16 protein-coding genes are annotated in these 14,037 nt (G+C 45.8%); 10 read left to right on the forward strand and 6 right to left on the reverse strand.

What is annotated here, in order from left to right; translation table 11 throughout:
• Positions 1 to 7: 7 nt before the first annotated feature.
• Positions 8 to 592 carry a GNAT family N-acetyltransferase gene (locus tag AC0VYQ_RS07000; RefSeq protein WP_214765686.1) on the reverse strand — a complete coding sequence of 195 codons (585 nt, stop codon included), beginning with the start codon at positions 590 to 592 and terminating at the stop codon, positions 8 to 10.
• Positions 593 to 615: 23 nt separating this feature from the next.
• Positions 616 to 969: a hypothetical protein gene (locus AC0VYQ_RS07005; RefSeq protein ID WP_214765689.1), complete on the reverse strand. Its 354-nt coding sequence runs from the start codon at positions 967 to 969 to the stop codon at positions 616 to 618.
• A gap of 170 nt (positions 970 to 1,139) precedes the next feature.
• On the opposite strand from AC0VYQ_RS07005, the gene AC0VYQ_RS07010 reads away from it, so the two are divergent.
• Genes AC0VYQ_RS07010 through AC0VYQ_RS07020 form a run of 3 tightly spaced genes read left to right on the forward strand, consistent with a single transcriptional unit; the run spans position 1,140 to position 4,607 of the window.
• Positions 1,140 to 3,131, forward strand: a complete 1,992-nt coding sequence (locus AC0VYQ_RS07010; protein WP_475404597.1) for a hypothetical protein — start codon at positions 1,140 to 1,142, stop codon at positions 3,129 to 3,131.
• Positions 3,124 to 3,984 carry an ABC transporter ATP-binding protein gene (locus tag AC0VYQ_RS07015; RefSeq protein WP_475404598.1) on the forward strand — a complete coding sequence of 287 codons (861 nt, stop codon included), beginning with the start codon at positions 3,124 to 3,126 and terminating at the stop codon, positions 3,982 to 3,984. The genes AC0VYQ_RS07010 and AC0VYQ_RS07015 overlap by 8 nt, the downstream gene beginning before the upstream one ends.
• Complete coding sequence (locus tag AC0VYQ_RS07020; RefSeq protein ID WP_475404599.1) at positions 3,981 to 4,607, forward strand: hypothetical protein; 627 nt, start codon at positions 3,981 to 3,983, stop codon at positions 4,605 to 4,607. Before AC0VYQ_RS07015 ends, AC0VYQ_RS07020 begins: the two co-directional genes overlap by 4 nt.
• A gap of 110 nt (positions 4,608 to 4,717) precedes the next feature.
• Here the strand turns inward: AC0VYQ_RS07020 and AC0VYQ_RS07025 are convergent, their stop codons facing one another.
• On the reverse strand, positions 4,718 to 5,296 hold the full coding sequence (locus AC0VYQ_RS07025) for a histidine phosphatase family protein (protein ID WP_475404600.1): 579 nt from the start codon (positions 5,294 to 5,296) through the stop codon (positions 4,718 to 4,720).
• A 152-nt stretch (positions 5,297 to 5,448) separates the two neighbouring features.
• On the opposite strand from AC0VYQ_RS07025, the gene AC0VYQ_RS07030 reads away from it, so the two are divergent.
• From AC0VYQ_RS07030 to AC0VYQ_RS07050, 5 genes are all read left to right on the forward strand, one after another.
• On the forward strand, positions 5,449 to 5,829 hold the full coding sequence (locus AC0VYQ_RS07030) for a hypothetical protein (protein WP_475404601.1): 381 nt from the start codon (positions 5,449 to 5,451) through the stop codon (positions 5,827 to 5,829).
• A gap of 28 nt (positions 5,830 to 5,857) precedes the next feature.
• The gene (locus AC0VYQ_RS07035; RefSeq protein ID WP_475404602.1) at positions 5,858 to 6,154 is read left to right on the forward strand and encodes a barstar family protein; all 297 of its coding nucleotides are present in this window, start codon (positions 5,858 to 5,860) and stop codon (positions 6,152 to 6,154) included.
• A gap of 92 nt (positions 6,155 to 6,246) precedes the next feature.
• Positions 6,247 to 7,140 carry a Cof-type HAD-IIB family hydrolase gene (locus AC0VYQ_RS07040; protein WP_475404603.1) on the forward strand — a complete coding sequence of 298 codons (894 nt, stop codon included), beginning with the start codon at positions 6,247 to 6,249 and terminating at the stop codon, positions 7,138 to 7,140.
• Positions 7,124 to 8,095 carry a LacI family DNA-binding transcriptional regulator gene (locus AC0VYQ_RS07045; protein ID WP_475404604.1) on the forward strand — a complete coding sequence of 324 codons (972 nt, stop codon included), beginning with the start codon at positions 7,124 to 7,126 and terminating at the stop codon, positions 8,093 to 8,095. Before AC0VYQ_RS07040 ends, AC0VYQ_RS07045 begins: the two co-directional genes overlap by 17 nt.
• 86 nt (positions 8,096 to 8,181) lie before the next feature.
• A complete protein-coding gene (locus tag AC0VYQ_RS07050; protein WP_214807963.1) occupies positions 8,182 to 8,541 on the forward strand; it encodes a cupin in 360 nt (119 codons plus the stop codon).
• 213 nt (positions 8,542 to 8,754) lie between these two features.
• Here the strand turns inward: AC0VYQ_RS07050 and AC0VYQ_RS07055 are convergent, their stop codons facing one another.
• A complete protein-coding gene (locus AC0VYQ_RS07055) occupies positions 8,755 to 8,976 on the reverse strand; it encodes a hypothetical protein (protein ID WP_475404605.1) in 222 nt (73 codons plus the stop codon).
• Between the two features lie 363 nt (positions 8,977 to 9,339).
• On the opposite strand from AC0VYQ_RS07055, the gene sstT reads away from it, so the two are divergent.
• Positions 9,340 to 10,611 carry a serine/threonine transporter SstT gene (gene sstT / locus AC0VYQ_RS07060; protein ID WP_214765724.1) on the forward strand — a complete coding sequence of 424 codons (1,272 nt, stop codon included), beginning with the start codon at positions 9,340 to 9,342 and terminating at the stop codon, positions 10,609 to 10,611.
• 268 nt (positions 10,612 to 10,879) lie between these two features.
• Here the strand turns inward: sstT and AC0VYQ_RS07065 are convergent, their stop codons facing one another.
• Complete coding sequence (locus AC0VYQ_RS07065) at positions 10,880 to 11,785, reverse strand: TerC family protein (RefSeq protein WP_214769467.1); 906 nt, start codon at positions 11,783 to 11,785, stop codon at positions 10,880 to 10,882.
• Positions 11,786 to 11,941: 156 nt separating this feature from the next.
• Between AC0VYQ_RS07065 and AC0VYQ_RS07070 the strand changes: the two genes are divergently transcribed.
• Positions 11,942 to 12,688 (forward strand): class I SAM-dependent methyltransferase, encoded by a 747-nt coding sequence (locus AC0VYQ_RS07070; protein ID WP_475404606.1) that lies wholly within the window; start codon positions 11,942 to 11,944, stop codon positions 12,686 to 12,688.
• Positions 12,689 to 12,767: 79 nt separating this feature from the next.
• On the opposite strand, the gene AC0VYQ_RS07075 is transcribed toward AC0VYQ_RS07070, so the two are convergent.
• Positions 12,768 to 13,970, reverse strand: a complete 1,203-nt coding sequence (locus AC0VYQ_RS07075) for an MFS transporter (RefSeq protein ID WP_475404607.1) — start codon at positions 13,968 to 13,970, stop codon at positions 12,768 to 12,770.
• Positions 13,971 to 14,037: the final 67 nt, after the last annotated feature.

Raw genomic sequence — 14,037 nt, forward strand, 5'->3', positions numbered from 1 at the left:
CACGTCGCTAGTATAAGGACGTGTTTTTATTGTGGATTGAGCCGTCCTGCCATTCTGTCTTCAACAAGGAATACATATACAAATCATCGAACTGTCCGCGTGTCTTCTCGTATTGACGCAACAGTCCTTCCCGCTTGAAACCAAGCCGTTCGAGCAACCGTTGAGTGGCCGTATTGTCCGGCAGAACAAGCGCTTCGATCCGGTTTAAGTTCCATTCATTAAAACCGTGTGCGAGTACGGCTCGAACGGCTTCTTGTGCCAGTCCTTTACCCCAGTGAGCAGGACTCAGTTCAAAGCCGAGTTCCGCCCGCTGATGCCGGGAAGAACGGTTCAAGAAACCGCAACTGCCGATGATGTCAGGAGTCGCATGTTCAGTGATGCCCCAGCGGAGACCGGTCTGTTCTGTTCGGATGGCGTGATACCAGTTGATTTCGTCCAACGCATCGGCTTCCGTTTGGAAGGGAGCGAGCCCTATCGGTTTAACGACACGTTCATCAGCGAGATACGTCAGTAGACTCGGAGCGTCGAGCGGTGTCACCTCGCGGAGCGTCAGTCTTGTGGTTTGCAGGATGGGGAATGGAGAAGTAGTCAAAGTAATCCCTTCCTTCCATGGATTTAATATAATCCGGTCATGGTCAGCTTCAGAAGCATCGATACAATGTATTCTTTGGCGATTGTTTCGTCGCTGAACTTCTTTTGGTCAAACGTCATGCCACGTTCCCGAAAAAACGTGTACCACGTACCGTATTCTTCATAATAATGAAATCCGTCCAGCAAACGATTGGATTCGGTCGAAGATGGTTCAGGTATACCGTGTACCGCCGTATAAGCCAAGACTTCCGCTCGACTGACAGTAAAAACGTCTGCGTAGGAATGATTTCGCATATTCGGGACACCAAGTGTTTCACAGGCGAACTGTAATGGATTTCCGTACAGCAGGACTTCAATTTGTTTTTTATGATCAATCACTTGTCTCGACTCCTGTTCTGAAAATATGTATTGATTTTGCGACCAAAAAACATTTCCATCATTTTAACATTTGATTAAGATTAAAACCATATAGTGGTAAAATAGATACGAGATAAAAAGAAAAATCCTGCTCTTTACCATGGTGTTTATGTAATAAGAGGGGGGCAATCATGAAAAAAATCATCTTAGGCGAACTGCTGAAATTTTATGGAAAACAGATGGGGACGAGCCTGTTTTACATAGGGGCATTACTGGTGTTTCCTTTTAGTATTCTCATGAAAGTTGTTGCCGATATTCGTGAAACCTATACCTATATGGACTTTGCTAGTTTACTGGATGGGCTCGTCATCCCGATGCAGGGAATCATGTTATTGGTTGCCGTCTATATGTACCGACTTGTAGCGGATGAGATCCAGTACCGACAAAGCATTCTTTTTCCAGACATCGTCCGGATTCAGTATCAACGCGTGATAGCAATACTCATGAATCATGCTCTGTTTACCGGTATGACTCTTTTGTTTGGTGCCACAGGAATGTTTGTCTATTTTCATCAGGAACAAGTTCCATGGTCCAGCTTCCAACTGGACATATTACGGCACATCTTGATTTTTTATTTTCTTCCACTTGTCCTCGCAGCCTTATGGGGAATAAATTGTGCGATGATTTTCGGGAAACAAAAAGTCGGAATGCTTGTATTGGTTCTCATCTGGGTGTTCCTCGGACCTCTGAATACCGAGTTCTTTTCTGCTTATTTTTATGAAGGTGGATTGGAAGGAGACCGCAGTTTTCTGTTTATTGGTCCTTTGCAACCTGGTAGTGTATATGTGCCGCTCGTTGGATATCTTGGAAACCAAGCATTACTGTTGAAAATCTTCATTCATATCGTGCTTCAAAGTATCATTCTGTTTCTGTTAATTGGTCAGTGGCACCTCAGATTGTCTCGACAATGGATGACAGCAGTCATGTCCTTACTCGTGCTTTACCTGCTGATCATAATCTCACCTTATGCACTAGCGAACAACCAACAGAGCTTTGACCGGAGTCACGATACTGAGCTAGCCCAACATTATAAAACACCGTATCGGTTTCAGCCGAATTATAAAAATCTGGACTATACGATTCAAAAGATGAATTTAACTTTAAATCCTGTCGAAAATCAGATAGAGACGGAGGCGGAACTGAACATCCAGTCAGATCAGGCGCATATTGTCTTGTCTTTATGGCACGAGTACCGCATCACATCCGTATCAGCCGGACAAAAAAAGTTGCAGTATAAACGGTACGGCGACTTTATTAGCATGTCGCTTCCTCCGCAGGCACGAACGCACACCGTGACGATTCGTTATCAACTCCATAACAGTCCTCATTTTCCGGTGACGGAGGAAGAATGGTATCTGCCGGCGACGACAAATTGGTACCCGGCCCGCCAAGTTGAGCCCATCAATCGTTTAGGCGTGGAGACGCTTGATCTGATTGTTGACCGATCTAATCTGATGAACGTGCGAATCACAGGTGAGTTGCCGAATGATCTCGTATCGAATTTAACAAGACAGGATGAAAATACGTACATAGGACGAGTATCAGGTGTGACGTTGCTTCGCGGTAACCTGTCGACCTATGAAGCTAGAGGGATCCAGATCGTAACGGATTCTTCCTGGTCCAATCCTTCGACTTATTGGTCGCCGGTCGAACGGGTACTGAAACATACAAATACAGTTATTCGGCGCACGTTTGGGAAAAAAGTGACTTTTCCGGATAAGGTGGTGCTTATTTCGCCGAATCTTGAGCGAAACAGTTTCTATGATAGTCATCATTTACTATTGCAAGTAGGCACTAACCTTAGACTGGATCAAAGCTTAAATGAAGTGATTGCGGCCTATGTACCGGGCTTGATGTGGTCGGAAGCACCAAGCCACGTCAAAACAGATCCAAAATGGAAGTTGTTTAATGCCGCACTTGCCTACTGGTTGCAAATCGAACTGAAACTCGAACCGATTGAGATTGATTCATTTTATCTTCAACAAACCGGACGTGATATGAAGCAACTTAACCGTTGGATCAAAACGTTTTCTGATCGCAGTCATGACCAGCAGTTGGTGCTGTTACAGCAATGGTACCGTGAGTTGAATGCCAAGCAGAAGGGAGGGAACAGGGATGATTGAAGTGCAACATCTGTCCAAGTCTTACCGCAAAAAACACATCCTGCATCAAGTCTCGCTTGAAATCGAAGGCATCTATGGATTGCTTGGTCCAAACGGTGCCGGGAAAACGACCTTGATGAAAATGCTCTGTGGATTGACGTCGATTACCGGCGGACAGATTGTGATTGACGGTCAATCCGTTGTCCGGAGAAAATATGCAGATGTTTCCGATCGAGTCGGCTTCCTACCACAAGATTTTAATGTCTATCCGACTTTAAAAGTGGAAGAAGTACTTCTTCATTTTGCTTTATTGCAAGGAATCATGGAGATGAACCAGCGGCAGGAACGGGTGGAGGAAGCATTGAGACGCGTCAATCTGCAAGACAAAGCACAAACACGGATGAGTGAGTTGTCCGGAGGAATGCGCCGTCGGGTCGGTATTGCGCAACTGTTGTTACGGAAACCGGAGATTTTAATTTTTGATGAGCCGACAGCTGGTTTAGATATCGAAGAACGGATTCGTTTTCGTAATCTGTTGCGTGAGTTGGGGGGAGAGCACACGATTGTCGTTTCCTCGCATCTCGTCGAGGACATCGAGTTCCTCTGTACAAAGATTGGGATTATCAAAGGTGGCTCCGTCCGGTTTGAAGGTACTCCGTCCGAGTTAAAAGCACAAGCGGTTGGCTACCTCGGACAAGTTGACATCATGGCAGATGATCTTGGAAGGTGGATGCAGGATGAGCGTGTCGTACATTTAAATGAAAAAGGTGATGTCGTGGAAGTTCGTTTTTTAGAAGATGAGGCGACTGGCATTTCTACAATCGAACCGAAGTTAATGGATGGCTACTCGATGGTCATGCGACGTGCGACATGAAGAAAGGGCGGATTCTCCATCACTTATTTATGTTCGATTGGAAACTGCACGGTATCGCTGCATTGCTTCCGATGCTGGTCTTCCTTGTGCTAGAGGTGTCTGCGTTATCGGATGCCCTGACGTCCGGAATTCAAATCGTTCATACCGTGTTTATTCCGTGTGTGGCGTGGACCATTATGTTACACCTCCACCCTCTATTTGAAGAAGGAGCGTATCATACGTTAGTTTTGCAGTATCGAAAGTGGATTTGGGTAGATGCAGGCAGATTTGTCCTCGTTTATTTTGGTGGATACATCGTGTTGATGGCGACAATTCTCGAATCAGATTTTAGCGCCTTGCCATTTCTTGTATATGTTCATCATATCTTGTTGCTGTTGTTATTTTTATTTGTCGGGATGAGTCTGATGTTGTGGACTCAGAAGTTTGAATACGTGCTCGCTTTAATCTTGATGTACACCTTATTAGAAATCGTCACAAAAGGACAGTTCATGCCATGGCCACACATTTTTCAGTTCGATGATAATCTGACCGATCCTCTTTACCAATCCAAAGTTCAACGGGTTGGTGTTCTGACAATCCTTTTTGCCGGATTGTCGGGTATTCGATTATGGCAACGATCTTAAACAAAAACCGACTAAGAAGCCTTGCTCTTAACGTTCTTCCGTCTCGACAATTTACCGGACAGAATCAATCCGCCGGAACATCCGATTTTGCTCGAGTTCATTAAGTCGCATCAATCATAAAGCGGCAATGTAATCCGTGACACAGTTACGAGTTCTGTTCCGGTAAAGGAAAGTCGATAGATATCCGGTTTTGTCGTCTGCCGTAGAAAATCAAAATCGTACATAGCATCAAAGTGGTGAAAAATCGAAGTCATGATGAAACCATGCGTGCCGATGACGATTCGTTTCCCAGGATGATTTTGCAAGATGACGGTCAATGCTTGAACGCCGCGGCGCTGACAGGATTGAAATGTTTCCGAGCCGTCGCGAGAAAAATCGTGATCAGTAAACATCTGTTGGACGAGCGGATAGACGTCAGCTTGCGGCATCGTCTGGTTTTGTCCGGAAAAGTCACATTCCCGTAAGTCTTCGTCAATCAAGATGTCTTTCCCGAAATAGCGAGCTGCGCCTTCAATCGTCAATAACGAGCGCTGATAGGGACTGGAGTAAAATAAATTGATTTTTTCAGTTGTTAAGAAACGTGTGACGCGTTTTGCGGCAAGTTGTCCGGCGTCGGTTAACCCGCGTGTTCGCTCACTCAAATCGGTTTTCGGAGATTCGGCGTGGCGGACGAGATAAATAGTAGTCATTGGAAGAACCTCTTTTCTTTAATTAGGTAAGATTCGGTTTTGGAGTTCCAAGAGAGGTGAAGCAGCTGTCACAACGGACAAAATTTATAGGTCGTGGCTTTGTTGTTTTGATAAGTAGTGCATACCTTGTTGATTATTATGAACGATGGACGATGGAGAAACCAACCCGTTTTGTCTATCAAGCGAAAAGTGCCTCATGGGAAGGTGTAATCGAAGTAAAGCAGGCAAAGAACGGTCTGTTTTCCTATTATACAAGTGAATGCTACGCGCTTCAGTACATCGGTAAAGATGTGAAAGAGTTATATAAGAAGGAACAACCTATTCTATGGGAAGTGGACAGTCTTCTTTCAAGTATAAATGGCTCACCGAATCGAGTAAGCCATTTCAATGAAATGGTCGGCACCTTCCCGGGCGGTTCGACAATCGAGACGACAGAAAGTTATCGTGTCGCCACGACTACTGATATCTTTCGTATCAGCGTCATGTGGAATGGTCACAAAAAAGAGACCTTATTTTTGACCTATACCAAGTAAAACAAAAGTTACCGGAAGGAGAGAAATCATGAAGACCGTTGAAATGGATGTTACCGCAATCCGGTCAGGAAGCGAGTTACACCGGCTCTTAAAACAAAAACTAAACTTTCCTTCACATTATGGCGAAAACTGGGATGCGTTTTGGGATGTCATCACCGATCCGGAAGACGCCAGTTTACCGGACAAAATCATATGGATCGGCTTTGCAGCGCTCCAACGAAAGCTGCCGAAAGAAGCGGAACAATTATTAACGTGTCTGAATGATTATCATCAGGAAATGGAACTTCACCCATGTGTGTCGACTTTCTTGGAAAATACGGATTGAGGTCGCTTGCCCGTAATAGGGGGTTGCTCTGGGATGCGTTTCAGAAGATAGACTGGAAACGAACAGTACATTATCCCGCAAGGAGGAACACCATGCGCTTATTTGCCATTGATTTAGACGGCACGTTGTTAGACTCGACTCATATGATTTCAGACCGAAATGTCACAGCCGTCAAGCGATGTCAGGAGAACGGAGACATCGTTGTCATCACGACAGGGAGAGCAGCGTTTGACGCGGCGCATCTGTTACGGATTCATCAGCTTGACTGTCCAATTATCGGTTCAAACGGAGCTGAACTCCGGACAGAACACAAAGAAATAACGATACGAAAAAGTGTTTATGTCCCCTCTGATGAGAGTGAAGCCATCTTGAACTGCTTGCTGAAGCAGAACGTATATCTTCAAATTTACTTGGAAGATGAAATTCTGATGACGTATGACGCGACGGATCAGTTGATGAAAAAAATCAAAGAAGAACAAGGAACCAATCCGTCGTTTCAAGCTGACAAATTCCTTAAATCCGTGCACCCTCAATTGACGCAGTATGGCGTCCGGGAAGTAACGGATTTCTCTGATGTCAATTTCACGCAAGTCATGAAATTCATGATTGTCAGTCCGAAAGCAGTCGTACTTAAACAGATTCAAAATGACTTGTCGTCACGAAACTGCACTGTTACAAGCTCTGGCACATTTAACCTCGAGGTAACGGCGAACGGAAGCGATAAAGGAATGGCGTTGCAACAATTTGCTGAACGGTTGGGAATTCTACTGACAGCAACCGTAGCGATTGGCGATCATCACAATGATCTGCCGATGTTTCGGGTTGCCGGGACAAGTATTGCGATGGGGAATGCGGAAGACGCCGTTAAACGACTGGCGACGGACGAGACAGGACATCATGATGACGATGGAGTTGCCATGGCATTAGAAACGTTCTGTTCGATTCAAGTCGGACATAAAGGAGGACAGGATGGCAAATATTACTGAAATCGCAAAGGCAGCCGGCGTTTCCCGCTCGACGGTCTCCCGTGTGTTGAACAATCAGCCGTATGTCATTGCTGAGAAACGTGAGGCCGTCTTACGGGCAATGAAGCAACTGGATTATCGGCCGAATCAAAATGCGGTTCATTTGTCGCGTGGCAAAACAAATGTCATCGGTGTGATGGTTCCGCAAATCAACCATCCGTTTTTCAGTCAACTGATCGAGGGCATCGGTATTGCCTGTGCCGAACAGAACATTTCGATGCTGATTCATCAAACGTTTAATGACAGGCAACAGGAACAGCTGTCGTTTACACAACTGCGGCATAAACAAATCGACGGGCTGATCATCGGATCGTCAGTCAGTCCGCCGGAAGTACTTGAGCGTGTTCGACGCGATGGTCCGGTCGTAATCTGCGAACAGCGGGAAGAAAGTCTCGCGCAGGTCGCTGTTGATCATCAAAGCGGAGTCTTAGCAGTGTTATTTCATTTAGTGGAACGGGGGCATTCTTCTCTCGGACTGTGTCTCGGAAATCCGGCGAGCGGAGTTGGTTTGATTCGCCGTCATAGTTTCGAAGCGTTCGTTCAGGAACACGGACTACTCGTTTCGCCGGATTGGTATTTTGAGGAGAACTATTCCTTTGCCGATGGACAAAAGGTCATGAATCAGTTGTTGACGCTCACAGACCGACCAACGGCGATGATTGTCGGCAACGATCATGTCGCTGCCGGCATCATTCATCAGGCGAAACAAGAAGGTATTAAAATTCCGGATATGCTTGCTGTGACCGGTTTTGACAATCAGGCGATTGCGGAGGCAATGGGGATGACCACCGTTGCCCAACCGATTGAACGACTCGGAAAAGAAGCGGTCCAATTGCTCGATCAGTTGGCTCGGGGAAAAGAACTTCCCGTCAGTCAGCCGATGCCACTCGAACTGATTGTGCGTGAAACGACATGATACTTGAAAGTTGTAAAGCTCGTAAACGTAGCGGTTGATCTTCGCAAAGCCGTCGTACTCAAAAGTGGTTGGTCAGGGAGGATTATATGGAAATCTATCAATTTAATAAAGAAGTGGGTAAGAAAATTACAAAGTTCGACTCTGATTTTGTGATGTCACGTATTACACAGACAGACAAAGTAGCACATATCGGATGTGTGCATTTAGATGAGGATGGATTAATCGGTTATCATCAGGCTGTTGTTTCTCAGCTTCTTGTAGTTGTAAACGGAGAAGGCTGGGTCAGAGGTGAGACGGATGAATATATCAAAGTTCATAGTGGGGAAGCCGTATTCTGGGATAAAGATGAATGGCATGAAACTAAAACAGATACGGGGTTGACTGCAATCGTTATAGAAAGCGAAGAGCTAATCACTTCATCATTAACATCTTTGAAGAAAATATAAGTGTTAACTAAATATGAAAAACTTTTAAAACCATCCTAGTTCAGTTACGGTTGCACCTTGTCTGTTCGATGTAATCATTGTGAAGAGGTGTCGTATTGTAAAGTTTGATATAGATGATGCCAAGATAGCCAGTTTTGGGCTCCATCACGTGACGTAAAGGAAATAAGAAAACGCAGATACTCCGTTCTTCAGTGAACAGGAGGGTCTGCGTTTTTACATAAAATGCTTTCGTTTGTACAGTTTATCTTCAATCCACAGCCAAACCCGGGTGCCGAGGTACACATTTCCGACCGTGACGACAAAGAGGATACCGAGCATGATGATGCCGCTCTGATCAAAAGTAAGAAGCGATTGGAAGACTGTAAAGACGGCGATTAACAGAAGTGGGACGGTAATACTGAGCCAAACAGAAAAAAATAAAAGTGGTTTCCACATACAAATCTTCCTTTCGTCTTTCATTTCTTCTTTTAGTATATGACGAATTTTAATATTAAGTGCAAAATTTAACGAAAAAAAAGAAAAGCCAAAGGAGGATGTCTCGTAACGAGAGGGTCTTCCTTTTGTATTTATGCAACCGATTGCATCCGTATTCGATTAAAGCAGCAGATTAAATGAATCGTTTCTCTTGCAAAAAACTAGTTTTTATTTCTTAGGTTTTGTGTAAAAATAGAGGACAACAAACTGAGAGAATTTTTAGAAAAATGAACGAATAGATTATCTAATTTTTTGGATAAAAGAGAAAATCGTCGTTTTTCAAATTCTAAATAATTTATTTGCTTTAAGCCTGGAGGGGAAAGTATGAAAGTGTTGAAGATGTGGAACCAAATCAGTTTAGTGAAACAAATTGCAATCGGCTTGATTCTTGGTATTATTTTAGCTGTATCGATTCCTGAAGCCGCAAAATCCTTAACGATTTTTGGGACACTGTTTGTTTCCGCGTTGAAGGGAGTTGCACCGGTCCTGGTCTTCTTCCTCGTCATGGCGTCGATTGCCCAGCATAAAAAAGGACAGCAGACGAACATGAAGTCAATCGTCTTTTTGTATCTTCTCGGTACGTTCTTAGCAGCAATCGTGGCAGTCGTGTTTAGCTTCCTGTTCCCGGTAGATATTACTCTGACTCAAAATACAGAAGAACTGACTGCTCCAGGGAATGCCGTCGAAGTTCTCCGGACGCTCGTCTTGAACATCGTCGACAATCCAGTCAACGCGTTAATCAATGCGAACTACATCGGTATTCTAGCATGGGCCATCGTCTTAGGGTTAGCGCTTAAAAATGCTTCGGATACGACGAAGACGTTCATCTCGAATTTCTCGGACGCAATTGCTAAAGTGGTCGGATGGATCATCAAGCTCGCTCCGCTCGGTATCATGGGGCTTGTCATCGGAGCGATCACGGAAAATGGTCTCAGCTCTTTGCTTAGTTATCTCAATTTATTACTCGTCTTGATTGGTTCGATGCTCGCTGTTGCACTGATCATCAATCCGCTGATTGTATTCATCAATGTTCGTCAAAATCCTTATCCGCTTGTCTTCAAATGTCTTCGTGAGAGCGGCATTACGGCTTTCTTCACACGGAGCTCGGCAGCAAACATTCCGGTCAACATGGAACTCTGTAAGAAGCTTGGCCTTGATAAAGAAACATACGGGATTTCCATTCCGCTCGGTGCGACAATTAACATGGGCGGCGCGGCAATTACGATATCCGTCTTAACGCTCGCAGCGGTAAATACGTTAGGCATCCAAGTCGATCTTCCGACAGCGATCATTTTAAGCGTCCTGGCTGCGGTCTGTGCGTGCGGGGCTTCCGGTGTCGCAGGCGGATCACTCCTCCTGATTCCGCTCGCATGTAGTCTATTCGGTATTTCAAATGATATAGCGATGCAGGTTGTAGCCGTCGGTTTCATTATCGGAGTCTTGCAAGATTCGTTTGAGACAGGTCTTAACTCTTCGACAGACGTTCTGTTTACGGCGACAGCTGAATTCAAAAAACGTTTAAAAGAAGGGGAACAACTGTCAATCAACCGATCGGTCATGGCTGCAGAAACAACTGAAAAAGTCGTCAATAGCTGACTCGATTGTAACTAATATCGGTGATGCTACAAAAAAGGTTAAAACCACCCGTATGGGATGTGTTTTAACCTTTTTTCGTAGCAATTGGCTAAGTCCAATGAAACATACTTCAGTCTTAAGCGCTCCTTATTATCGCTATTCTATTTTATTATTATTATTTAACATGTATCGATTCTTTTAAACACTGGAGCGATCCGTCTAAAAAGTGCGACTGTCCAAAAATAGGGAGTGGATCATTCAACCCACTCCCTGCTTGGCCAATACAACCTTATTTTCCTGGCTTTGTTTTATAGAAGCTGTAGAAGACGCTGATCAGGATGACGAGGACGATCGTACCGAGCGACATCCAGAGTGGCATTTTGTAGACATCACCGAGAATCATCTTCGCCCCGATGAAGACGAGCATGAAGCTGAGTCCGTGCTTCAGGTAGTAGAAGCGGTCAATCAGGTTCGCGAGGACGAAGTAGAGACTGCGGAGACCAAGGATTGCCATGATGTTCGCATAGAAGATGATGAACGGGTCACGCGAATAGGCAAAGCTTGCTGCGACCGAGTCGACGGCGAAGACGATATCCGAGATTTCGATGAAGATCAACGCAATCAGTAATGGTGTGAAGAACAATTTGCCGTTGATCCGCTGCGTGAACTTACCGGACGAGATGTCCTGCGTGATTGGCAAACGTTTTTCAAGCCAACGGACCGTCTTGTTCTCTTCAAGCGACGTTTCCTGCCCGATGTTCTTGAACATCATGTAACCAGTGTAGACGAGGAACGCACCGAAGATGTAGTAGACCCAGGCGAAGTTCTCAAGGAGCGACACCCCGGCGACGATGAAGATGACGCGGAAGAGGATGGCACCGAGAATGCCCCAAAACAGGACTTTGTGCTGATACTTCAACGGAATCGCAAAGTACGCAAAGACGAGTGAGAAGACGAAGACGTTATCAATCGCAAGTGCCTTTTCGATGAAATATACGCTCGTGTACTCAATTGCAGCGTCGCTGCCTTGCGCATAAAATAACCAACCACCAAAGGCAACGGCGAGTCCGATCCAGACGAACGTCCACGTCCAGGCTTCGCGGAGCGAAACCTCATGAGCTTTCCTGTGAAATACGCCAAGGTCCAATGCGAGCATGATGAAGACGATCGCTAAAAATACAATCAATAGTGTCAACAGCGCTTCCTCCTTTAAAATGTGTTCTGTTCATATTTCAATTATAGGTTCAAATGAACTTAAAGTAAAGAAGGGAGTGTGCTGTTTTTGTTTAAAAAATCAATCAGACACTTTTTTGCCTTAAAATCAAAAGGGACGTCAAAAGGGGAGACTGGTATGGAAAAAACAAGTGCCATCAACAAAACCGCCTGGGAATACCGCGCTTATGAATTTTGGAATCAACGCGACGGGGCGCCGGCGGACAAGGCGAAAGCAATCCTGGCCGATCCAAAAGCGAGTCTTAAGAAACATCAGCATTATTTTGGGGAAGTGAATGGCAAGCGGATTGCCAACTTGTGCGGCTCGAACGGACGCAAAGCGGTTCCGCTGGCGTTACTCGGTGCTGACGTCACGGTCTTCGACATCTCGGAAGAAAACCGGCGTTATGCACTGGAACTTGCCGCCTGTGCCGGGACGCACCTCGAGTATATCGTTGGAGATATCTATGAAATTAATTTGAAGACGTACCGGCATCAATTCGATGTCTTGTATCTTGAAGGCGGGACATTACATTATTTTCATGACCTGGAGGCATTCACGTCGATTTTGTTTGCCTTGCTCAAGCCGGGCGGGAAACTGATTTTAAGCGACTATCACCCGATCAAACGTTGTATTGATGAGGAGTCACAGTACATCCCGCGCTATTTCGATCAGGATATGTACGAAGACAAAATCGCCTATCAATCACATTTTGATCCAGCTGAACAAACGGAATTTCCGAAGGTGATGCTGCGGCACTATACGATGAGTGAGATTGTAAACACGGTCATCCGGAACGGCTTCACCCTCGCACAATTGGACGAACATCGGGGTTGGAACGGCGAAAACATCCCGTGGGAATTCACGCTCGTCGCGACGACATAAAACCCGGCATCCATTTACGGATGCCGGGTTTGTTTGACGATTATCGGGTTTTGTCATCTGTAAATATGAAAGTTCATTTTTACAGGCGTTCAAGACGACGGGAGACAGCAGTCAAAATGACGGCGAGAATGACCATGATGCCACCGACCCACGGTGTGTGAACGAGTCCAATCGTGTCGGCGACAAGTCCGCCGATCGTTGCACCAAGGGCGATTCCGATGTTAAAGGCGGAGATGTTTAACGCAGACGCGACATCAACGGCAGCCGGGACATATTTCTCAGCCAATTGGACGATATAGAGCTGGAGTCCCGGGACATTCATGAAGGCAAGAAGTCCCATCAAGATGATGCCGATGATGCCGGCGACTTTAAACGGAATCATGAATGACAAGGCGATCATGACGATGGCGTGCAAAATGAACATATAGAACAACGCTTTAATCGGGTTGCCGTTGGCGAGTTTTCCACCTACTGCGTTGCCGATCGCGACGGCAATGCCGTAGACGAGCAGGATGATGCTGATCAGGCTCGGACTGATTTTCGTCACGTCCTGCATGATCGGCGTCAAGTAGGTGAAGGCGACAAACGTTCCACCGTAACCAAGCGCAGTGATTAAGAAACCGAGCAGCAGACGCCCGTTCGTCAACAATTTAAACATGTCGGAAAACTTCGCTGGTGGAGATTGTTTCAAGTCTTTTGGAATTAAGAAGAAACTGGCGATGATTGAGACAAGACCTAATGCGGCTACTGCGAAGAACGTCGCGCGCCAACCGAACGCTTGACCGATGAACGTACCAAGCGGGACGCCGGTAACCGTTGCGACCGTCAGTCCGGTGAACATCAAGGCGATGGCACTGGCTTTTTTATCTGCCGGTACGAGCTGAACGGCAATCGTCGCACCGATCGAGAAGAAGACACCGTGCGAGAAAGCGGTGATAAAACGGGCGACGATCAACAGTTCAAAACTGGGAGCGACGGCAGAGACGAGATTACCGGCGATAAAGACGACCATCAATGCCATCAGTAACGTTTTCCGGTTCATCCGGTTCGTTAAAGCAGTCAGAATCGGGGCACCGACGGCGACGCCGATCGCATATCCGGAAATGATTAACCCGGCAAGAGTGATGCCGATATTTAAGTCACCGGCGATGGCAGCAAGCAATCCGACCGGGACGAATTCTGTTGTTCCGATGCCGAAAGCGCTGATTGCAAGGGCAAGCAGGGCGAGGCGACCGTTTTTAGGAACCTGTTCCTGTTCGGAACGGGGGTTTAATTGATTCATGATAATTCCTCCTAAGGTTGAAATGAATAGAAAACAGTTTGTTGCCGGCAGACCGGGCCCAGTCTGC

This window comes from Exiguobacterium sp. QJM3NY_9, assembly GCF_056173545.1.